Origin of the sequence: Halomarina halobia, assembly GCF_029338575.1 — an archaeon.
GTDB classification, from domain to species: domain Archaea; phylum Halobacteriota; class Halobacteria; order Halobacteriales; family Haloarculaceae; genus Halomarina; species Halomarina halobia.
Genome location: NZ_CP119992.1, coordinates 2,868,636 through 2,890,569, shown reverse-complemented (window position 1 = coordinate 2,890,569; position 21,934 = coordinate 2,868,636). Strand labels below are relative to the sequence as shown.

Annotated in this window: 15 protein-coding genes, 1 tRNA gene and 1 pseudogene; 7 read left to right on the top strand and 10 right to left on the bottom strand. The window is 61.0% G+C overall.

Annotated elements, in window-relative coordinates; translation table 11 throughout:
- Window positions 1–338: 338 nt before the first annotated feature.
- Window positions 339–1,775, top strand: coding sequence for an oligosaccharide flippase family protein (locus P1K31_RS15295; RefSeq protein ID WP_276304191.1), 1,437 nt, complete (start codon window positions 339–341; stop codon window positions 1,773–1,775).
- Here P1K31_RS15295 and P1K31_RS15290 read toward each other — a convergent pair.
- Window positions 1,759–2,508 (bottom strand): class I SAM-dependent methyltransferase, encoded by a 750-nt coding sequence (locus tag P1K31_RS15290; protein WP_276304190.1) that lies wholly within the window; start codon window positions 2,506–2,508, stop codon window positions 1,759–1,761. The genes P1K31_RS15295 and P1K31_RS15290 overlap by 17 nt on opposite strands.
- 41 nt (window positions 2,509–2,549) lie before the next feature.
- Window positions 2,550–4,043 carry an alkaline phosphatase family protein gene (locus P1K31_RS15285; RefSeq protein WP_276304189.1) on the bottom strand — a complete coding sequence of 498 codons (1,494 nt, stop codon included), beginning with the start codon at window positions 4,041–4,043 and terminating at the stop codon, window positions 2,550–2,552.
- Between the two features lie 114 nt (window positions 4,044–4,157).
- Here P1K31_RS15285 and P1K31_RS15280 point away from each other — a divergent pair, with 114 nt between their 5' ends.
- A complete protein-coding gene (locus P1K31_RS15280) occupies window positions 4,158–5,264 on the top strand; it encodes a glycosyltransferase (RefSeq protein WP_276304188.1) in 1,107 nt (368 codons plus the stop codon).
- 8 nt (window positions 5,265–5,272) lie between these two features.
- On the opposite strand, the gene P1K31_RS15275 is transcribed toward P1K31_RS15280, so the two are convergent.
- The 5 genes from P1K31_RS15275 to aglF form a co-directional block, all read right to left on the bottom strand.
- Entirely contained in the window at window positions 5,273–6,178 is a 906-nt protein-coding gene (locus P1K31_RS15275) for a glycosyltransferase family 2 protein (protein WP_276304187.1), read from the bottom strand.
- A 17-nt stretch (window positions 6,179–6,195) separates the two neighbouring features.
- On the bottom strand, window positions 6,196–7,335 hold the full coding sequence (locus tag P1K31_RS15270; RefSeq protein ID WP_276304186.1) for a glycosyltransferase: 1,140 nt from the start codon (window positions 7,333–7,335) through the stop codon (window positions 6,196–6,198).
- A 1,426-nt stretch (window positions 7,336–8,761) separates the two neighbouring features.
- Window positions 8,762–10,180: a sugar transferase gene (locus tag P1K31_RS15265; RefSeq protein WP_276304185.1), complete on the bottom strand. Its 1,419-nt coding sequence runs from the start codon at window positions 10,178–10,180 to the stop codon at window positions 8,762–8,764.
- 337 nt (window positions 10,181–10,517) lie between these two features.
- Window positions 10,518–11,957 (bottom strand): sulfatase-like hydrolase/transferase, encoded by a 1,440-nt coding sequence (locus P1K31_RS15260; protein WP_276304184.1) that lies wholly within the window; start codon window positions 11,955–11,957, stop codon window positions 10,518–10,520.
- Between the two features lie 296 nt (window positions 11,958–12,253).
- The gene (aglF, locus tag P1K31_RS15255; RefSeq protein ID WP_276304183.1) at window positions 12,254–13,006 is read right to left on the bottom strand and encodes a UTP--glucose-1-phosphate uridylyltransferase AglF; all 753 of its coding nucleotides are present in this window, start codon (window positions 13,004–13,006) and stop codon (window positions 12,254–12,256) included.
- Window positions 13,007–13,319: 313 nt separating this feature from the next.
- Here aglF and P1K31_RS15250 point away from each other — a divergent pair, with 313 nt between their 5' ends.
- Window positions 13,320–15,191, top strand: coding sequence for a glycoside hydrolase family 15 protein (locus P1K31_RS15250; RefSeq protein WP_276304182.1), 1,872 nt, complete (start codon window positions 13,320–13,322; stop codon window positions 15,189–15,191).
- Between the two features lie 49 nt (window positions 15,192–15,240).
- Here the strand turns inward: P1K31_RS15250 and P1K31_RS21915 are convergent.
- Window positions 15,241–15,431 (bottom strand): annotated as a pseudogene (locus P1K31_RS21915) (hydroxyacid-oxoacid transhydrogenase); the annotation flags it as partial.
- A 120-nt stretch (window positions 15,432–15,551) separates the two neighbouring features.
- On the opposite strand from P1K31_RS21915, the gene aglM reads away from it, so the two are divergent.
- Window positions 15,552–16,850 (top strand): UDP-glucose 6-dehydrogenase AglM, encoded by a 1,299-nt coding sequence (aglM, locus tag P1K31_RS15245; RefSeq protein WP_276304181.1) that lies wholly within the window; start codon window positions 15,552–15,554, stop codon window positions 16,848–16,850.
- A gap of 11 nt (window positions 16,851–16,861) precedes the next feature.
- Here the strand turns inward: aglM and P1K31_RS15240 are convergent, their stop codons facing one another.
- Complete coding sequence (locus tag P1K31_RS15240; RefSeq protein WP_276304180.1) at window positions 16,862–17,233, bottom strand: zinc ribbon domain-containing protein; 372 nt, start codon at window positions 17,231–17,233, stop codon at window positions 16,862–16,864.
- Between the two features lie 57 nt (window positions 17,234–17,290).
- Window positions 17,291–19,645: an STT3 domain-containing protein gene (locus P1K31_RS15235; protein ID WP_276304179.1), complete on the bottom strand. Its 2,355-nt coding sequence runs from the start codon at window positions 19,643–19,645 to the stop codon at window positions 17,291–17,293.
- A 156-nt stretch (window positions 19,646–19,801) separates the two neighbouring features.
- Here P1K31_RS15235 and trmY point away from each other — a divergent pair, with 156 nt between their 5' ends.
- The 3 genes from trmY to P1K31_RS15220 all read left to right on the top strand — a co-directional run bounded on the left by trmY (window position 19,802) and on the right by P1K31_RS15220 (window position 21,918).
- The gene (gene trmY, locus P1K31_RS15230) at window positions 19,802–20,398 is read left to right on the top strand and encodes a tRNA (pseudouridine(54)-N(1))-methyltransferase TrmY (protein WP_276304178.1); all 597 of its coding nucleotides are present in this window, start codon (window positions 19,802–19,804) and stop codon (window positions 20,396–20,398) included.
- Window positions 20,399–20,514: 116 nt separating this feature from the next.
- A tRNA-Pro gene (locus P1K31_RS15225) sits at window positions 20,515–20,587 on the top strand.
- Between the two features lie 230 nt (window positions 20,588–20,817).
- The gene (locus P1K31_RS15220) at window positions 20,818–21,918 is read left to right on the top strand and encodes a saccharopine dehydrogenase family protein (protein WP_276304177.1); all 1,101 of its coding nucleotides are present in this window, start codon (window positions 20,818–20,820) and stop codon (window positions 21,916–21,918) included.
- Window positions 21,919–21,934 lie beyond the last annotated feature (16 nt).

Sequence of the window (21,934 nt, the reverse complement as noted above, 5' to 3'; positions counted from 1 at the left end):
GTTGTGAGCGATTAGCGGAGGGCACATGACGGTTTCGGGGGAGTGGTGGGGGTTGTGTCGGGAGGAGGAATGAACTGTGGGGAGTCAGTTCGGACGGAACGCGAGGGTGGCAAGTCGGATTCTGAAAAGTAATATTCGGGGCATATAACGGGCGAACTTGTTTCACTGAACGATACCATTTATCATGAAAGGGTGCCACTGATCGGTAGGTTTAGTTTTCTAGTGCCTCCCAAATAGGTGAGTAGAGCATCAGAAAAACCCCATAGGAGAAATGAATATTGCATTAAATGAATAACGAAGACACAATTATCTCCCATCTATCATCCATTGGTCGAGGGGTGGGGCTGTTCGCCGTAGGAAAAGGAATAAGCACCGCCATGGGGTTTCTATTGAATCTCTTACTTACGCGTAGTACAACCACTGCAGCATACGGTGCGTACGCCTACGCGTGGACGCTTATTACCATCATAGAAGTGTTCGCTGACCTCGGTTCGAGTAAATCTGTGCTTCGGTACATGCCAGATTTCAAGGAAGACAGCGAGAATCGGTCCTATATCCTTGGTCTGGGTTATGTAACGGGGGTAAGTACTAGTTTAGTAATCGCTTTGGGGATCTATATAAGTGCACCTGTAATTAGCTCGCTCACGTTAAATAGTTCTCTCTTCGAGGATGTTCTTCGTGTCTTCGCATTAGTGTTACCGTTTAATTCAGTCGGGAATGTAGCGCGAGAGAGCCTAAGAGGATCAGGTCATATTGATGAACACATAATAGCCCGACAAGTAATTCCACCGGTACTACGAGTCTTAACAGTCGGCATTGGTCTCGTGGTAGGTTATTCAATTATCGGTCTGGTTGCCACACTTGTTGTTGCAGCCGCGATCGCAATGGTAGTGGCAGTTGCCATCGCCACGTCTCACGATTTACTACAGCCGTCATTTACAATCTCACGTACAGGTGTAAATAAATTTTATCGGACCGCGGTTCCACTCGCATTTCGAGATATCGGAACGTTTCTTTACAGCCGGGTAGATGTTCTAATGCTCGGGATTCTACTGGGGGCCAATGCAGTTGGGATCTATAATGTGCCAGTACTCCTTGCCGGGGTACTATCTCTACCGCTTACAGGTATTAACCAACTATTCCCAGCGGTCGCTGGAGAGTTATTTGCCAACGATGACAGACAAACACTTCAGATACTCCATCACGTCATCGTCAGATGGTCCTTCTCTACAACCGTCCTAATCGGCGCCGTTATCGGTATATTCCGCACCGATATTCTTGCTCTATTTGGCGTCAAATACGTCGCGGGAGGTACAGTGTTAATGCTATTTATCCTCGCCTATCTGATAGATAGTATTGCGGCCGGTAGCGCTTACGTACTAATGATGTCAGACCACCAATGGATTCTATTCGTTAACCAATGGACATTCGGAATAGTAAATGTCACTCTCAATTATGTCCTTATCCCGCGATTCGGGATTCAGGGAGCCGCTATTGCAACTGTTATATCCTACATTCTCATGAATATGGCTAGGATTATCGAACTCTGGTATTATGAGGGTATCTTTCCATACTCTATTACGCTTGCCAAGCCAATCTTAGCAAATATCGGCGCCTTGATTGCGATACGCAGTACTGCCGCTTTCTTAGAAGGTCTTACGGCAATCGCGACAGGTGGAATTGTAGGCATAATAGTGTTCGGAGTGCTGTTGTATGGACTTGGGATTGAGCAGCAAGATAGAGAAATATTCGCCCAAATTAGGGGTGCTTTCTAAGTAGAAGGATGCGTTGGTCAGGATTCTCATGAAAGAGATCAAGGTTAATGGCGAGTAGCGAAAACAGTATGAATAATCGGGCGCCAGTGATGTCAAGCCCCGGTAATTTTGCGGTTAACTGCTCAAACATTGGGACATCAGCAAAGTGCTCAACATGTTCAAGGCTAAATGGACCCTCTTCGACTAGTTGATTGAGGTATTTATTCCGGGGGCGGTGTTTTACATGCGAGGCAGGACGCCGCGATTTATCAACCCACTCAATTCGGAGCAATAGCCATCCTCCTGGTCGGGTAACTCGCTGAAGTTCGGCAAGACTGTTAATCCATTCATTATCATCAAGTATGTGGTATAGGACACTGAAACAATGGACAAGATCAAACGTCTCGTCAGAGTAGGGTAGATTATCAAGCCGTGCTTGTGTGTACGTTCCGGGTATTCTCGCCGCTCGGATAGCCGTGAGAGATTTACTGGAGATATCAACACCGTGGAGATCAACTCCAGCATTGGCGTAGAACTCCGCATACGCTCCGGTGCCACATCCAGCATCGAGTATGCGCAAGTCGGGGAGTTCTATCGACTGTGCTTTAAGTACCGTATTAATTGTACTGAAAAGTGCCTCCTTACGATATCGGTTGATCGGTTCTGGGTATGCTCGGATACCACTAGCGCTATATCGGGAGTTGGTTTCAGCTGATCGGTCCCAATATTTTTCTCGCTTAGAATTGTAGTCCATTTAATAAGTATGGTATTAGGCATTTAGATTGTCGGTCCATGTTACAAATACCCCAGTTGTTCAAGACGATTTTCCACAATGTCACGGGGGTTATTAGAACTATCATTAGAGGGGGGGGTCCACTCCGTCGAGTCGTGATAGCTAAGATCATGATCAGCCCAAAGCCAGTCAACAAGAGCTTCCCCATCACAATCTCTTGGAATCGCACATCGATTAAGATATAGTAATGTTGGCGCTATGTCAATCAGTCTCGCCTCGGTAGGTGGTAACGTAAATGCTGGGCCGAGACCAACCAGAATACCTGTTTTTGAGTGATGAGCGATCGGAATCGGGGAGAACACTTCTCCAACTGGACCTCGCTGCGGGTGATGAGTTAATCCTGAGACAATGACATCCCCCGCCGCATCAACATATGGCCCTTCATAGAGATCGCTACCTAATGTAGCCGATATGCCTTCTAACTGGTTCAGCTGATTCTGTATTTCTATTGCGAGGCCTTCCCGATCATCTACATTATCGGCTATTCGAATAGCATGTTCATCTTTGGAACGGCAATAAGCACGTGTCCGAGACATATCTACACCAGTATCTGTAATGAATTCTACTCCGATTATGTGCTCGACTAATTGTTTCGCTGGTCGAATAAGGTCATGAACCACTGGATTATGCCGGATCCATCGTCCAATGGTCCCAGCATTAATTGATGATCCACTGTTATCAGATTTTACAGATAGGTGAATTCCGCTTGAATCTCGTTTTAGGTAGTCCTCCTCAGCTAGCCAATCATTAATATAAATCGATCCCTCGTAACGTTTAAATCCATGATCGCTGATAAGAATGAGATTGTCTGTCTCATCAAGCCTGTTCTCAAGGATTGCCACATACTCATCGACATCTCTGAGGAGGCCAGTTGCGGCCTCAGTAATCGCGGTTTCTCTACCATCAATGAGGTCCAAGTAGGCAATATGCTGTAACCAATCAGTGACGCTGACTAGGTGGAATAGGAAATCATGGACTCTGTGCTCCATAATCGACAGGAACAGATCACGATTACGGGCAAAACACGCAGACATCTCAGATATATTTTCTTCACGGTTCCCGTCGAATTCCGGATATATTGGGGGGTCCACGTCCAATTCTGAAGCAAGATCGGAGGGATGAGGCCCTACATCATCATCGTCAAGCCAAGATGGCATAATATCACCCTCAAGACGGGGAGGGAGCGCGAATGGAAGGTTCTGTAAGTAGCATTTGAGTCCAGTTTGTGCTAATGACTCATAGAAAGTCATAGAGCGTAACGATCGTCCGTCAAGAATAGTCCTCTCAAAGTTTTCATCAAAGGTCACGAAGTCATATATACCATGTTTACCCTGAGTCTTCCCAGTCTGGAATGAGGCCCAAGCAGGTGCAGTTACTGGAGGAGAGGTACTTTCAAGTTCGGTACCATTCTTCAGGTAGCGGTCTTGGATCGTCGGAGTATACGGGAGAAGGTCCTTATGGAATCCGTCAAGACCAATGACTACAGTCCGATCCATCTTCATGATTGTTCTTGAGGACGATATTAAATGTAGCGAATAAGCATTGTTGCAATAGAGCTACAATCCACAATAGTGATACTACACCACATGTACACGTCCTAGAGACCACAAATGCAATACCGTGTCCTCCACCTCATTACTCGTTTCCTTGATGGTGGTGCTGAACGCACAACGGAAATCGAACTTGATGCACTCTCGTCAAGCGCCGAAAAATACGACTTACGACTCGGGGTAGGAGCCAAACACGACCAAAAGCGGATTAAATCAGTCAAGTCTTTAGGTGTCACGAGTGTCGTTTTCAGTCTAATGCGACACTATAATCCACTAACATCTTGCTTCGCAGTAGTATCTGTCTGGTACTATCTCAGTCGAGAGAATATTGATGTTCTCCACACCCACAGTACTGAGGCAGGGATAATCGGTCGGTTCGCCGCCGCCCTCGCTAGAACTGACATTGTGATTCATGAGATACACGGAGACCCGATTACAGAGGATCGAAATAGGATATTAAACGCATGTATACTGATTCTCGAGCGAGCTGCTGCTCCATTAGCTGATAAGCTCGTCGTAAAATCAGAACGTATACGCGATACATATCTCGAGCGAAATATTGGAAAGCTGGAACAGTATGAGCTCATTCAGCACGGTGTAGAAGTAGAACAGTTCCAGACAGCCTCCCCAGCATCTGATGTTATGAGTACATCAATTACACTCTTGTATGCGGGAAGACTTGAGGAAGGGAAAGGTCTATTTGATCTAGTAGAAGCCGTCGAACGTCTTCAGATGCACCACGATATCAAGCTGCTTATTGTAGGGAAAGGTTCGTTGAACAGCCGCCTGGTGGAGACGATAGAGAATCGAGGACTCGATAACGTGGTCAAATTACTAGGTTATCGTGAGGACATCCCTCAGATTATGCAAGCTGCGGATATATTTGTCCTTCCATCGTACCGCGAAGGGACACCAAGAGTCATAACAGAAGCATTAGCTGCTCAACTTCCGGTTGTCTCGACGGAGATCGCAGGCATCCCGGACCAAGTCGACAACGGAAATACGGGTTATCTCGTGAAGCCCGGCGATATTGACGGTCTTGTCCACGCTATTGAACAAATTCTAACGTGTCCTAATTGCTTAGAGATGACTACTGATATAGAAGAATACAGCCTCATCCACTCTCAATGCAAATTCCGACACCTGTATGATTCATTACTTGATTGAAAGTTGAATTAGACTGTATTCCCCCGACGATACCTCCTTAGACCGCGGAGAGTGGAATATCCAAGCTCAAAAAATGCTTGGATCGAATTTATATCCTTTACATTCAATCTCTTAGTACCTTCGTAGAATTGGCCATCGGAAATAAAGCACTTCGCGAGTTCAAGACGGTGGCGTGCACGGACGGGATATCCATTTTCCTCCGCCTTGTCGATATCCGTCTTAAACTTCTCAAAGAACACCTTTTTTGACCGTTCAACTGTTTCCGGGTCTGGAGGATCGGTTTCATGTTTCCTAAACAATTCCTCATTCAGATAACATATCCTTCCAAATTTCGACAATCTGATCATAAACTCCCAGTCTTGATGGCGTTGGAACGATTCATCGAATCCATCGATTGACATTGCAGCATCTCGGGTGAGGAGTATTGATGAAGCACCACCAAGAGCGATTTGTCGGGCAAGAATTCGCTCACCGAGATGTCTTTCTTCACCTCCGCGATCACTTTTCGTTAGAAATTGGTCAACAGCTTCAGCTATTAGATATCCACGGTTATGTTCAAAGTCACAGCAAATCCCCACGAATTCATTGGATTGATCCGCAAGTACCTGAATCTGTTTGGCGAGTTTGTTTGGGAACCATTCATCATCTGCATCAAGAAACGCGATATAATCACCGGATGCTGCCTTAATCCCAGTATTGCGTGCTGCGCTCCCACCAAGATTCTGCTCGTGGACTAAATAACGGATTCTGTAATCAGTATACTTCGAGAGCACTGACTCTGGTTCATCTGAGGAAGCATCATCAACAACGATCATTTCGAAATCTTCGAGAGTCTGTGCAAGAACAGACTCTATAGCGCGGCCAAGTACGTCAGCATCGTTATAGACTGGAATTATTACGGATACGATTGGCATATTTGTCAAACATCCATTTACAGTCCGGCCCCCTCAAAATATCGGTCGTTTTCGTTAAATAGTCTTGCTTCGTACTCGTCAGCGATCCTTTGAACGGAGAAGTCCGTAGCGCGATCACTAAGCGTTTTTTCTGGAAGAGGAGAAACAATAGAATCCTCGATCGCCTGGGCGAGTGCCTTGAAATCACCAACTGGAACTAAATGACCGTATGAACCGTCATCAAGTATTTCACATGGACCACCAGGGCACGCTGTTGAAACGACAGACGATCCACAAGCCATAGCCTCAACTAGCACATTACCAAATCCCTCAGACCGCGAACTAACAGCGATTACGTCTGCTTGATACATGAATTTAAATGGGTTAGAGGCCCATCCGGGAAAAGAGGTAAGAGATTGGATACCGAGTCTGCCAGCTAACTGTTCCAAGGCATCACGACACTCGCCCTCTCCAAGTACGACTAAACGAGCCTCACGCGTCTCAGTCAGCCTCTTAAATGCACGAAGAAGTGTTTCAAAGTCCTTCCGGCGGACTAGCCGGCCAACTCCTAGAATAACTGGTGGGGCATCAGCCATGAACCATGGATGGTCAACTGGTGTTTTCGCCTGCTCCTGAATCCGCGCTATATCTACCGGATTATGAATAATTGATATATCCTGTTCAGGAACATTAAAGAAATTCATACAGTCATGTGCGACTTCCTTGGAAACGGCAATCAAGCCATCGGCGTGTGGATAAAGAATACTCGCCAAAGCTGCAGTTGCTCGATCCAGGATGTCGTAATCAAGATACGTCTGACGATCTCGAACGAGGCTGTGTTCGCTAATGATCGTTCTCGGCGGTTGGGGAACAAATAAGCTGGCAAGAAGTGCTAAGACATTAGCGTGGGTGTGTGCAGAGAAGAGAATATCCGGCTTCGTCGTGGATAGATACGAGCGCAATGCAGAAATAGTACCAAGCTTTCCTTGCGCATCAAACGATACCAACGACGCTGTGTCCGGAACATCAGTAACAAACTCACCTTCAGCGCGAGAGACCACAAGGTCAACCATATACCCTCGTCGTCCAAACTCCTCAACCAGGTTTAGGACGACACGTTTTACCCCACCACCTCGTAGCGTTGGTATAAAAATCGAAAGCGATGGTACACTACCCATATTGCGGGATATCACCTACCATAACATAAACTCTTCGTGAAGGGTATCTATTTTATGAATGTACTACCTACTGCTGGTTGCTAATGACTCCGATGAAAATAGCGTTCTTCGTTGGGATCGGAGGACTCACGCTAATATGGGTGATGCTAGTCTGGCTACGTCTAGATCTTGCATTCCTTATACTCATAACTGGTTACGCGACGTTTAACCCTTGGCTCCGGTTTGAGATGACTGAAACCGGACATTTCATCAGTCTACTCGATTTATGGTTTGGGTTACTCATTATAGTTTTTGTTTTAGAATTATTCCATGAATATAGACTATCGTTTGCGAAAGCGTCACGTTCATTGCTTATAAGTATCGCTTTGTTTGTCTCTGTTGTCCTCCTATATCCGCTTATCGCCATAGTACTTGGACGATATCCAATTGGAGCCATTACACCCGGATTGCGCCATCTCCAGTGGATGTTGTTCTTCCCAGTAACGGCAGTCATGTGTCGTAATACTACTACCCGACGGCGGCTCGTAACATCAGTAATTGCGCTCATTGTGCTCACACACACAAGCTACGCTATATTACAGTACCTCGAATTCTACGGATTCGTTAACAATCTCCCTCATCATCGATTAGAAGGCCATCGACAAACTTGGTTCTACTACGGTCGTGCTACAGGATTATTACTTAATCCGAACCATTATGGGATACTAATGGCACTCTGTGCATTAGTCTTGGCCACAATATCCACTTTCAATCGTCAGGATGCGCAGCGATACGGCCTTTACCTTAGTTTTGCAATTGGTGGTATCCTGTTATCGGGGTCACGGACAGGACTAGTAATGTTCATGATACCAGTGACACTATGTTTATTCCAAATTAGATTTCTGCTAAAAAATACCATATGGTTCCCGATATTCGCGGGCCCTATTATAATTGTAGACACGATATTAGGAGGCAAAATAAGCAGCAGATTTGGTCAATTAGCCAGCCTTTTTAAAGGAGGTTTTGAGAATATTCCGCATCTGGCAGGTCGTTTTGAGGCTTGGCGAGCCGCCATAGAGGTGTACCGTCAACAGCCGGTATACGGAACATTGGTCGCATCTTCTATTGCGTCGGACATCATCACCGAAAATTATTATCTTAATCTACTAATACAAGCAGGCCCATTCGGAGTCCTAGGTATACTCTCCGTTTATTTATCGTCTATTCGCTTCGGTATCTTGACTTATACGGCAGAATCTAATCCCTATTCGTTCGCACTCATCCTAGTGACTATCGCAATCGTTATCGGAAATATGACCGCATATCCAATGGGACTGCCACCAGTGACCGTCTTATTTTGGAGCTTGCTTGGTACTGTTCATAGTAAGACAATGGAACTCGGTGGAACCGATAGAGTATCCAACCGTCGAGGAGACACTTCCACAAGTTAATCGTAAGTTACATACCATATCTGTCGGATAGTGATCTTCAAATCGAACCAGAAGGACTGTTTCTGGACATATTCGATATCATAACGTAATTTCTCAGGCGGATCGAAACCAGTCACGCCGCTAATCTGCGCCAATCCCGTCAATCCCGGTTTCACGAACCACCGCCGCCGCCACTCCTCGACGTCCGACTCGATACCCGTGTCCAACTCCGGGCGTTCGGGCCGCGGTCCCACCACGCTCATGTCCCCGAGCAGGATCGACCACAGTTGCGGGATCTCGTCCAGGTGCGTCCGCCGGATGAACGCCCCGACGCGGGTCACTCGCGGATCGACCCCGCCGTCGTCCTCGGCGCTGACCACCGCGCCGGTCTCGGCCTCCGCGTCTTGCACCATGCTCCGGAACTTGTAGACGGTGAACGTCCCCCCGAACTCCGCCGTCCGCTCCTGGGAGTAGAGCACCGGTCCCTCGCTGTCGAGCGTCACCGCCGCCGCGATCACCGCGATCACGGGCAGCAACGCCACTAACCCCACGGTCGCGAACGCGACGTCGAACAGCCGCTTCAGCATCCGGTCCTGCCAGTCCCACGGCTCGAGGTCCACGTCCACCAGCTCCCCGCCGCCGCGACCGGCCACCAGCACGCTCTCGGCGTGCTCGCGGTGGACCTTCGCGCCAACGCCGAACCGGTCGCAGGCGTCGAGCGTGCCGAAGAACTGCTCCCGGTCGGGCCGCGCGAACGCGAGCAGCGCGGTGTCCACGTCGTAGCCGGCGAACACCGACTCCAGGTCCGACAGCGCCCCGAGGCAGGGCAGGTCGGCCAGCGCGCTCCGTCCCGCGTCGACCGCCACCCCGCCGTCGGTCGCGAACGACGGCCGGACGGGGGAGCCGTCGTGGAACTGCGCCGGGGGGGAGACGTAGCCCACGACCTCCAGTTCGGTCGCCGCGAGGATCGCCGCCATCCCGTCCGGGTCGTCCCCGACGACGACGGCGCAGTCGCCGTCGCCGCTCGGCCGCGGCCGCGCCCAGACGAACCAGACGGGCAGCGCGACGGCGAGCGTCACCACCGTCAGCAGGAGCGTCGTCCGGGGCAGGCGGTACGTGTAGTCGAAGTACCCGACGGCCGCGAGGCCCGCGAACGCCACCAGCAGTCGCCGGTGGGTCAGGGCGACGGCGTCGAGGGTCCGTCGGCGCTTCGGCCGGAAGAGCGGGAGCGACGCGAGCGAGACCACGCCCACGGCGGTGACGATCGCCGGGAGGAGGGCCGCGCCGCGCACCGTCGTCGCCGGGAGTCGGGACAGGAACGGAAGCGAGGTGACGAACCCCTGGGCCGCCGGGTGGTTCGCGAGGACGACGGCGAGCGCCGTCACTCCGGCGACGACACCGACGCTGGCCAGCCTGTACCGCCACGCCCCGACCATCGGCAGTATGAAACTACCTCCGCTGGATAAGTTTTGTGTTTAGAGAAAGTACTTATACGAGAACGTTCACCGGGCGCTCTACGTCTTCCCCGTGAGAGCGTCCCCTCTCGCTCGAGGCCGGTACGCCCCGGGCGGAGGTCACGTCGCCGCGGTCGCCGAGCCGACCGACGCCGACGCCGTCGGAGTCAGCGACGTCAGCGAACCCGTCGAACCCGTCGAAGCAAGTCGAGCGACCGCGGCCGTCGAACCGACGGACCGAATCGGAGTCGCCCTCCCGGTGCCGTCGCTCGTCGTCCGGTGGGCAAGAGTGGGGGAAGAGCAGAGCGGAGCGGACGCGTCAGCGCATGTAGCCGAGGTCCTCGAGCTGCGCCTCGACGTCGCGGGTCAGGTCGCGGCTGCCGTCCGCGACCTCCCGGTTCTCCATCCGCCCGAAGATCTCGTCGACGATCCCCGGCTCGTCGCGCTCGGCGCGGTACGCCGTCTGGGCGTCGAGGATGCGGACGGTCGCCCGGTCGGGGCCGTGCGTGACGTACTTGTAGACGACGCCGTCGTTCGCCTGGTACACCGCCCGCCAGGGGCCGACGTAGTCGGCCCGCTCGACGGAGTCGGGCAGGACGTCGCCCGGCGCGGGGACGCGGAACGTGGAGGCGACGACCTCGTCGCGGCCCAGGTCCGAGAACGGATCGCCGTCCGCGTAGCCCTCGACGTAGCCCTCGGCCACGGCCCGGAAGTCAGTGAGGCTGACCGGCGCGTCGACCCGGCGGCCCCGGTGCTGGTTCGGGGCCTTCACGACCAGCGGGACGTGCGTCAGCTCCTCGCCGATCCCCCAGCTGTGATCGACGTGCCTGACGCGGGGGGTGACGAGGCTCCGCTCGCCGAACCCCTCGCCGTGATCGCTCGTGATCACGAGCAGCGTGTCCTCGTACAGGCCCGCCTCCTTGAGGTCCCGAACGAACGACCGGAGCGCGGCATCGATCTGGTGGATGCAGCCGTCGTAGAGCGATTCGAGGGCGGCGAGTTCGCCCCACGGCCGGCCCGTGAGGAACTGCCGCGACTGCGTCCCCGTGATGTCCTCCTGGATCCGCCGGAGGTTCGGCCCGCCCCACCGGTCGTGTTCCTCGCGGGGGACGTAGGGGTAGTGGGCGTCCATGAGGTTGACGCACGCCGCCCACGGTCCCGACCGCTCCTCCGCCCACTCCAGGAAGTGATCGAGGTAGACCGACGCCGACTCCGTCTCGGGGTCGTGGGCCGAGTCGGCGTGGGAGCCGTAGCGGTAGTAGAGGCCGTTGAGGACCGACCGGACGGGCTGGCCGTTCCGCAGGCTCGCTCGCAGGTACTCGCCGGCGGAGACGTGGTCGTCGAAGTCGCTCGGGCTCAGCCCGGCGTCGTACAGTCGCCGGTCGAGCGAGCGCTTCAGCCCGACGCGCGTCCCGAACGGCTCGCTCAGGTTCGACGTCTCCATCACCACCAGGTTCGGCGAGAAGATCCCCGTCCGGTAGCCGAACTCCGTCTCCAGGCGGTGCCAGACCGTCGCCGCGGGGTCGAGCCGCGACTCGTGCTCGGTGACGCCGTGCTCCTCGACGTGATACCCGTTGAAGAGGCTCGCGTGGCTCGCGACGCTGTGGATGCTCGGCGCGCGCGCCTGCGAGTACACCGTCGACTCCCCGGCGAAGTCGAGCAGGAACGGCGTCGTGTCGTTCCGGTGCCCGTGGATGCTCGTGTTCCTCGCCCGAACGCTATCGAGAACGAGTAGTAGAATGTTTGGGTGAGTGTTCATTCAGCCACACCTGATAGTGTGGGAAAGAGCGGTCTGGAGATGAATCCTCCGGCCATACTATCGAATCGGAGAAGTTCTCACAGGAGAGTAAGTCGGCGCTGCCGTCGGCTCACGCGCCTCGGACCGGACGACGGCGGAGGGACCGACGCCTCGCATCCGACGGGTGACGAACGAGGGGCGGCGGACCGGCGGCGGCACGCGGCCACTGATACGTCTGTCGGCTAGCGGGTCGCCGAGTCGCTCGAAGGGGGAGACGGTCCGCGCGGGCGTTCGACCGTCGGCGCGCTCTACCCGCCCTACTCCTCCGTGGCGACCGACTCGTCGGCCTCGGTCGGCGCGCCCTCGCGGAGGCGGCGCTCGGCCTCGTCGCGGTCCTCTGGGTAGCCCACGTCGATGCGCCAGCCGTCCATGCGGATCGCGTCGATGGTGCGCCCGCTCTGGATGAGGAGGTTGACCGCGTCGCTCAGTTCGTACTCCCCGCGGTCGGAGGGCTGGACGAGGTGGCAGGCGTGGAAGATCGCAGGGGTGAAGGTGTAGAAACCGGTCATGACGAGGTTCGTCGGGGGGTCCGCGGGCTTCTCGACGACGGCGACGATCTCGCCGTAGTCGTTCGTGTTGCACACCCCGTACCGCGAGGCCTGCTCGTAGGGCACCTCCTCGACGAGGAACGCCGCGTCGGCACGATCCTCGGCCTGCCGCCGAACCACGTCGGTCAGGTTGGCCTCGAAGATGTTGTCCCCCAGGATGAGCATGAAGTCGTCGTCGATGTGCTCCTCGACGGTCAGGAGGGCGTGGGCCAGCCCGAGCGCCTCGCGCTGGTGACAGTAGGTGATGGGGATGCCGTCGAAGCTGTCCCCGTAGTGTTCGATGATCTTCTCCTTCAGGTAGCCGACGACGATGAAGAGGTCGTCCGCCCCGAGCTCCACGAGCCGTTCGAGACAGTGGGTGAGGATCGGCTTCCCGTCGATCTCCACCATCGCCTTCGGCGTGTCGTCGGTGAGCGGGCGGAGCCGGGTCCCCTTCCCGGCGGCGAGTACGACAGCTTGCATACCTCGCCCGTCATCGCCCGCGGACAAATAGGTTCGTCACCCGAAATCGATACCATCCGTCGAGTGTCAGGACGGTCTAAAGGACGCGCACTGTCGGTCGCTGCCGCCGGCGTCGGCGTGCCCGACGAGGAGCACGGAGGTGGAGAAGGCGTTCGTCGCCCTCGCCGCCGGGTACGAGGTCGTCCCCGACCTCCGCGAGGAGGTGGCGGAACGCCGGACGCGATGACGACTCCCGATCCTCGGCGGGCGCTCTGTCGCGCGGTACGCACGAGCCCTCCACGTTGATGATCACGGGGCGCGTGGTCCGAGGCGTGTGACGCGTAACGTGAGCGAGTATCCGCCGCTCGAAGCCTACGGCCTCGTCGGGAACCTCGAGACGTGCGCGCTGGTGAGCGTCGACGGCTCGGTCGACTGGTGTCCCCTCCCGCACCTCGAATCGCCGAGCGTCTTCGCGCGCCTCCTCGACGCCGAGCGGGGCGGCCGCTTCGGCGTCCGACCGGCCGCCGCCTACGAGTCCACCCAGCGCTACCTCGACCGGACGAACGTCCTCCGGACCGAGTTCCGGACCGCGATGGGCGACCTCGCGGTGACCGACTTCATGCCGATCGTCGAGGACGGGGGCGAGCGGATCCGACCACCCACGATGTGTCGCCGGGTGACCTGCGAGCGCGGTCGGACCGAGGTCGAGGTCGCGTTCGAGCCCCGGTTCGACTACGCCCGGGCGGAGACGACCGTCGAGGCGCGGGACGACGGACTCCTCGCGGCGGGCGGCGAGGAGTCCGCGTTCCTGACGACCGACCGGCCGTTCGACGTGAGCGACGGCGAGGCGACCGCGACCGTCACGCTGACCGAGGGCGACGCCGAGTGGTTCGTGCTCCGGTACGGCGACGCCGAACCGGTCGCGGACGGGACGGCGGGGCGACTCCTCGACGACACCGTCTCCTTCTGGCGCGGGTGGGCACACTCCTGTACCGAGTCCGAGTGCGTCTTCGGCGGCCCGTGGCACGACCAGGTCGTCCGGTCCGGCCTGGTGCTCAAGCTGTTGACCCACCGCGAGACCGGTGCCATCGCCGCCGCCCCGACCACGTCCCTCCCGGAGGACGTCGGCGGGGTCCGCAACTGGGACTACCGGTACAACTGGATCCGCGACGCGGCGTTCACGATCCAGGCGCTCTCGAACCTCCACCACGGGGCGGAGGCGAGGTCCTACTTCGAGTGGTTCCTCGACCGCTGTCGCGCCGAGGACCCCGAGCGGATACAGCCGCTGTACGGCCTCCACGGCGACCCCGATCTCGAGGAGCGGGAACTCGAGCACCTCTCGGGCTACCGTGGCTCCTCGCCCGTCCGCGTCGGGAACGGCGCGATCCACCAGCGACAGCTCGACATCTACGGCGAACTCGTGCTCGCCGTCTACGAGACCGTCAGCGACGACGGCACCCTCGATCGGGACGACTGGGACGCCGTCCGGGCCATCGTCGACTACGTCCCCGAGGTCTGGCGGGAGCCCGACGCGGGGATCTGGGAGGTCAGGGGCGGCCCCCGTCACTTCGTGTTCTCGAAGCTGATGTGCTGGGTCGCGCTCGACCGCGGCATCGCCATCGCCGAGGAGCACGGGTTCGACGCGCCGCTCGACCGCTGGCGCGCAGTGCGGAACGAGATCAGGGAGGCCGTCCTCGAACGCGGCTACAGCGAGGAGCGCGGGGCGTTCGTCCGGGCGTTCGACGACGACGCGCTCGACGCGACGGCGCTTCTCGTCCCGTTCGTCGGGTTCCTCCCGTTCGACGACGAGCGCGTCCAGCGCACCGTCGAGGCGATCCGGACGGGGTTGACGACCGAGGAGGGGCTGGTCCGGCGGTACGACGGCGACGACGGCCTGCCGGGGGAGGAGGGGACGTTCGTGCTGTGCTCGTTCTGGCTGGTCGACGCGCTCGCGCTCTCCGGGCGCGTCGAGGAGGCGCGGGAGGTGTTCCTCGGCGTGCTCGACTACGCGAACCCGCTCGGCCTGCTGGCCGAGGTGATCGACGAGGACGGGGGGGTGCAGGTCGGCAACTACCCCCAGGCGTTCAGCCACGTCGGCCTCGTCAACTCCGCGCTCTACCTGGGGCGCGCGGCGGGTCGCACCGGCGCCGGGATCGAGCCGATGGGTCTGGAACTCGGGCGAGGCACGGGAGCGTCGGAGGAATAGCTCGGACGTCAGCGCCCCTACCTGTCGTGGAGCGTCCTCCAGGACGCCGCGCGTCCTCCGCGGTGACGGGCCGTGGGTTGCAACGCGGCGGGCGCGCCTGCGTCTCGACGGTCTGGGTCGCAAGCCAGTCGAGGTCCTCCTCTTCGACGCCTGCGAGTTCGTGCGGCCCGGAGGGGGGACGTTCGGGTCGCGCTGGAGCCTGACGTCCTCCTCCTCGCCCTGCATCGCGGCGTTGCGGGTGCGACGCGGCCGAAAGCGGCCCTGATAGGGGACCAGAGGACCCGTGATAGTTCGCGGGCGGTGACCCTCCCGGACGGGCAGCCGAACCGCTGAAGTGCTCGCGCGTGGACGGGACGGGTGATGAACGTCTCAGTCGTCGGCAGCGGCTACGTCGGCTCGTCCGTCGCCGCCTGCTTCGCCGACCTCGGACACGACGTGGTCGCCATCGACATCGACGACGGGGTCGTCGAGCGGTTGAACGCCGGCGAGCCGCCGATCCACGAGCCCGGACTCCCGGAACTGCTCTCGGAGCACGCCGGCGACCGCCTGCGGGCGACGACCGAACACGCGGCCCTCCGCGATACGGACCTCACGATGGTCGCGCTCCCCACGCCCTCCCGCGAGGACGGGAGCATCGACCTCTCGATCATGGAGGCCGGCGTCCGCGACATCGGCGAGGCGCTCGCGGAGAAGGACGGCTTCCACCTGGTCGTAATCAAGAGCACCGTCGTCCCCGGGACGACCGACGAGCGCCTCGCCCCCCTGCTCGAGGAGACCAGCGGGAGGACCGTCGGAGAGGAGATCGACGTCGCGGTGAATCCAGAATTCCAGCGCGAGGGAACCGCCGTCGAGGACTTCCTGAACCCCGACAAGATCGTCTTCGGCACCGCCGGCGACGAGCGGTCGCTCTCGCTGCTCGAGGAACTCTACGCGCCGCTCGTGGGCGACCGCGAGATCCCGATCGTCCGGACGGGCCGCCGCGAGGCGGAGATGATCAAGTACGCGAACAACGTCTTCCTCGCCTCGAAGGTGAGTATCATCAACGAACTCGGGAACATCTGCAAGGGGTTCGGCGTGGACTCCTACGAGGTCGCGGAGGCCATCGGGCTGGACGACCGCATCGGCGCGGCCTTCCTCCGCTCGGGCGTCGGCTGGGGCGGCTCGTGCTTCCCCAAGGACACCGACGCGCTCCGGGCGGCCGCGCGGTCCGCGGGCTACGAGCCGGAGCTGCTCGACGCCGTCGTCGGCGTCAACGACCGACAACCCCGGCGCATGCTCGAACTCCTCGACGGTCACGCCGACGTCGCCGGGAAGCGCGTCGCCGTCCTCGGCCTCGCGTTCAAGCCCGGCACCGACGACATCCGTGGCTCGCGCGCCAAACTCGTCATCGAGGGGCTCGCGGAGCGCGGTGCCGAGATCGTCGCCTACGACCCGACGACCGCCGCGGAACACATGCGCGACCTGTACCCCGACGTCGAGTACGTCGACTCGGCGGCCGAGGCCCTGGCGGGCGCACACGGCGCGCTCGTCGTCACCGACTGGGACGAGTTCGCCGCCCTCGACGAGGAGTTCGACGCGATGGCCGACCCGGTCGTGATCGACGGCCGCCGCATCGTCGAGCGCCGCGACGGGATCACCTACGAGGGGCTGACCTGGTAACGGCGGGCGCGTCAAACGAACGTCCGCCCGCACCCGGGACACGCCCCGGCGTCCGCCCCGACGTCGATGCCGCACATGCTGCAGTAGTGTACGGAACCGTCGGATCGCCTGGCCGCCGTCTCTCGGTCCGGATCGGGATGCCCCTCCCCGTAGAACAGGCGGCGGACCGTGTCGGCCGATCGCCGGTAGAACTCGCAGTACCCGCACCTGTCGCACGTGACCACGGTGAAGACGTGGCTCTCCACGTCGGCGAGCGCCGAGAACCCGGGGCTCGTCGTCGTTACCTCCTCCACGCTCGCCTCGGTGCGACCGCACTTCGGACACCCCCTCGCGGACGCCGCGTCCGCCTCTCGATCGTCGCCTCGCTCCGGTGCGTCGGGCATACGCCCCCATCTGCACCAGAGAATGTTAGCTTTTGTCACGATTCCGGGCGACGGCGCTCACGCGCCGACGCGCACGGTCCTCCCCTCCTCGACCGCCGCCTCCGAGACGTACACCGTCTCGCCGCCGACCGAGTAGGTTCCCGGGTAGGCCACCGTCACCCGGAACGTCCCGCCCTCGACCGCCGCGCGCCGCTCGTAGGCGAACGACGCGCCGTCGATCTCGACGCCCGTCTCGACCGTCACCGACTCGCCAGACGCCGGGCCGACGATCGTCGCGCCGGGCACCACGGCGAACGCCACGTACTCGCCGCCGGGGCTGGCGTAGATCGCCCGGTAGTGGGCGAGGCCGGCGACGCCGTCCGCTCGGCTGCCATAGCGTTCGTGCAGGCGCGCGCCGATTACGTTCGAGGGGCGCGCGTCGTCCTCGACGACGACGTAACCGACCCGACCGCGGAACCGCTCGTACCACGGGCCGGGCGTCGTCGACTCGACGAAGGCGTCGTAGTTCGCCCGGGCGTAGCCGTACGACGCCGCCTCGCCGCCGACGAAGTAGTTGTAGACGCGGTTTCGCCCCCACTCGGAGAGCACGTAGCTCTCGGGGTACGCGAGCCCCCGCTCCTCTGCGTGGGCGTCGATGGCCGTCGCGGTCCGGTACTGCCCGTCCGGGACGGTGACGAGCGAGGTCTTCACCGGCACCTGGATCATCCCGAGGCCGCCGACGAGCAGGAAGAGGAGCGCGAGCGCGCCGAGTCGCCGTCGGTCGGGGAGGCGCGGCGACGGCTCGCGGTCGTCGGTCCGCTCCGGCGGGTCGCGGAGGGGGACCGGTCGCGCCGCGAGGTCGACGCGCTCGGCGAGGTGGACGAACCCGAGGCCGGCGAAGACGGCGACGAACGGGGAGAGCTCGCCGGCGAAGCGCGTCTGGACGGCGGCGAGCGCGAGGAAGTACCCGCCGTACGTCCCGACGACGAGCCACCCGAGCGCCCCGCGCCACCCTCGCCACAGCCCCCACGCGAGGTAGGGGAGGGCGAGCACGAGCGCGAACCCGAACAGCAGGAGCCAGCCGGCCGACCCCGAGGCGAACAGCGACTGCACCTCCGCGATGGCCCGCTCCGCGAACAGCGTGCCGAGCCCGCGTCCGAGGTCCGACCAGAACCCGGGGAAGCGCGACCGGACGACGAGGACGACGCCGACGACGGCGACGACCTCGGCCCCGAGGACGGCCGGCGCGATCGGGAGGGCGGGGTTCGAAACCGACGGCGCGAGGCGCGCGAACGCCTCACCGACGACGAGCGCGACGACGACGCCCGCGAGGAGGAGCGACGGCGCGTACGCGACCGTGTCCGTGTGCCAGCCGAGGCCGGCGTGCGCGAGGTGCGAGAGGCCGGCCGCGAGGGCGAGTCCGGCGACGACGGGCGCACCAAGCGCGGCCGGCGAGCGACCCTCGCGGACGGCGACCGGGACCGCGAGGGCGACCGCCAGGCCGACGGGGACGAGCAGGACGGGGCCGTTGTCCCACGCGAGAGTCTGCCCGGCGACGCCGACGCCGAGCGCGACGGCGGCGACGAGGGTCGACCGATCGATCGCGAACCCGCGGGAATCCCGGTCGACCAGCGCGACGACCGCCCACGCGGTGAGCGCGAGCCAGACGTAGTCGAACGCGTGGTGGTCCGCGAAGCCGAGTCCGGTCCGGAGCGCGTGGGCCGGGACGACCGCCAGCAGAGCGACCGCCGCGAGCGCGACGCGGCGGTCGTCGCTCGTGCGGCGGGCCAGCAGATACGTGAACAGCCCGGTCGCGACGGCCGCGACGACGGGATAGACGGCGAGGACGATCCCCGACGCGCCGCCGGCGAGCGCGCTCGCGGACCAGAGCGCGGCGACGAGTAGCGGTTCGCCCGCCGCGACGGCGGGCGGGAGCGCGGAGAGGACCGAGAGGTCGAGCGCGCCGCCCGACTGCGCGAGCAACTGGTCGGTCCAGTGGCGGTAGTAGTACGCGTCGTTCCCCGAGAGGACGACGCGCTCGCGGAACACGAACGGGAACGAGACGAGTCGGAAGAGCGCGAGGAACGCGAGCGTCCCCGCGAGGGTCAGGATCGCGGTCGCGTCCACGTCGGCGAACGGGTGGGACGCGACCGGCGACGCCGACACTCCGGGGGCGGCGACCGTCGGTTCGCCCGCGTCGCCGTCGAGGGCCGCGCGGACCGCGTCGGGGGCGACGACCCGATACCCCCCGTCGCGGCGCTCGACGACGCCGCGCGCGACGAGTTCGCCGAACGCCCCCGAGTCGACGGCGACGTCGTCGAACGTCCACGGCTCGCGCTCGCGGTCGGCGTCGACGGCGAGCGCGGCGCGAACCGCCGGTTCGAGGTCCGGTCGCTCCCGCAGGAGGTCGGCCGCGGCCCGGGCGTCGGTCATTGCTCGACGCTGTCCCGAATGAAAGATAAACGCACCGTTCGACGTTCGGACTGGTATGGGATCGATCACTTCGGGGAGTTCCGTCGCGGGACGACCCGCGACGGGTCGAACGCCACGGAGCGACGGACGTATGCCGCCGGGCGACCGCGGGGGCGTATGCGCCAGTTCATCGTCATCGGTCACGACGCGCCTGCCGACCCCGACTTCTCGCTCGACGACCTCACGGGCGGGGCGGGCCGGCTCGACGTGCTCTGTCGGTGCGTGAACTCGACGTTCTTCCTCTCGCACGCGATACGCGAGGACGTGCGCTGCCGGCTCGTCCTCCGCGACGAGTTCACGCTGCGCTTCGAGGGGAGCGAACTCCGCCGACTGAACCCCGACGAGCGGTCGACGGCGGCGCTGATCAGGAAGGCCCTCGAACGGCGGGACGAGGCGATCGGCCACGCGGAGGTCGAGACCTCCCCCGGCGTCTACCTCTCGCGAAAGGGGTTCGCGGCGACGCTCGACGACGCCGTCCGCGAGGGGACCGTCGTCGAACTCCACGAGGAGGGCAACCCCGTCGTGGACGTCGAACCTCCCGAGGATCCCGTCTTCGTCCTCTCCGACCACCGCGACTTCGCCGAAAGGGAGGCCGCCCTGCTCGCCGAGACGGCGGCCGCGCGGGTGCGACTCGGCCCCAAGCGCCTGCACGCCGACCACGCCATCACCGTGGCGCACAACTACCTCGACACCGGGGGGTACGCGCGGTACTGAGTCCGCGCGGCAGACCGGCACGCTCGAGGGACGGAGGCCGGGAGGCGTGCCACGGCGTCGCGGTACCGGTGTGAAGACGGAAGGATTAACACTGCCCTGGCCCTCGGTTCACCTGCGGGCCGGTGGGGTAGCTTGGTATCCTTCGGCCTTCGGGTGGCCGTAACCGCAGTTCAAATCTGCGCCGGCCCACTTCTCCCGCACTCACCCTGCCGAGCACCGCGAAGCGTGTGCGAGGAACACCGTGAGTGCGGGTGTGTGGGAGACGTGAAGATTTGAGCAGGGAAGTCGCAGCCCGCGCAGCCGAGTGGAACGAGGCGAGCAGGAACGTCTTCACGAGTTCAAATCTGCGCCGGCCCACTTCTCCCGCATCGAATCCCGCAGCCCCCGTATTTTTGTCCGCAACGAGACAACGCGATCGCATGGACGAGGAGTTGCTCATCTACGGTTCGTACGGCTACACCGGGTCGCTGATCGCGCGGACCGCCGTCGATCGGGGGCTCTCGCCGGTGCTCGCCGGGCGGCGCGCGGAGCCGCTCGAGCGGCAGGCGACGACGCTCGGACTCGACCACCGGGTGTTCAGCCTGGAGCACCCGAACGTCGTCGAGGAGCGGGTCGCGGACGTCGACGCGGTGTTGAACTGCGCCGGTCCGTTCTCCGCGACCGCCGCGCCGCTCGTCGAGGCGTGTCTGGCGGCCGGAACGGACTACCTCGACATCGCTGGCGAGATCGACGTGCTCGAGGCCCTCGCCGAGCGCGACAGGGACGCGGAGCGCGCCGACGTGACCCTGCTCCCAGCGGTCGGGTTCGACGTCGTCCCGACGGACTGTCTGGCGGCGATCCTCGAATCCGAGTTGCCGTCGGCGACCCGCCTCGCGCTCGGGATCGACGGCCTCGGGACGTACTCCCCCGGGACCGTGAAGTCGATCGTCGAGGGGCTGTCGAGGCCCGGCGCGATCCGCGAGGGGGGCGCTGTCCGCACCATCCCGGCGGCCTGGCGGACGCGTCGGATCGACTTCGGGGAGGGGCCGAAACCGGCCGTCACCGTCCCCTGGGGCGACGTTTCGACGGCCTACTACGCGACCGGGATCCCGAACGTCGAGGTCTACGCCACGGTCCCGGCGTTCGCCACCGGAGCGCTCCGGCGCGCGGGGACGCTCGCCCCCGTGCTCGGGGCGAAGCCCGTCCAGGGCGCGCTGAAGCGCCTCGCCGACGCGACGATCTCCGGTCCGACCGCGGAGGAGCGCGCGCGGAGCGTGGTCAGGGTGTGGGGCGAGGTCGAGGACGACGAGGGCAACCGCGTCACGGCCCGCCTGCGGACCCCCGACACGTACGACCTGACCGCCGAGACCGCCGTCGAAGCCGCTCGGCGCACGGCGGCGGGCGAGGTTGCGCCGGGGTTCCAGACCCCGGCGTCGGCGTTCGGGCCGGACTTCGCGCTCGAGTTCGAGGGCGTGGAGCGCGAGGCGGTGCGCGGCGAGACGGTCCGCGGGACGAGCGGGCGGGGGGACACCGGCGACTGACTGCCGGTAGCTTATC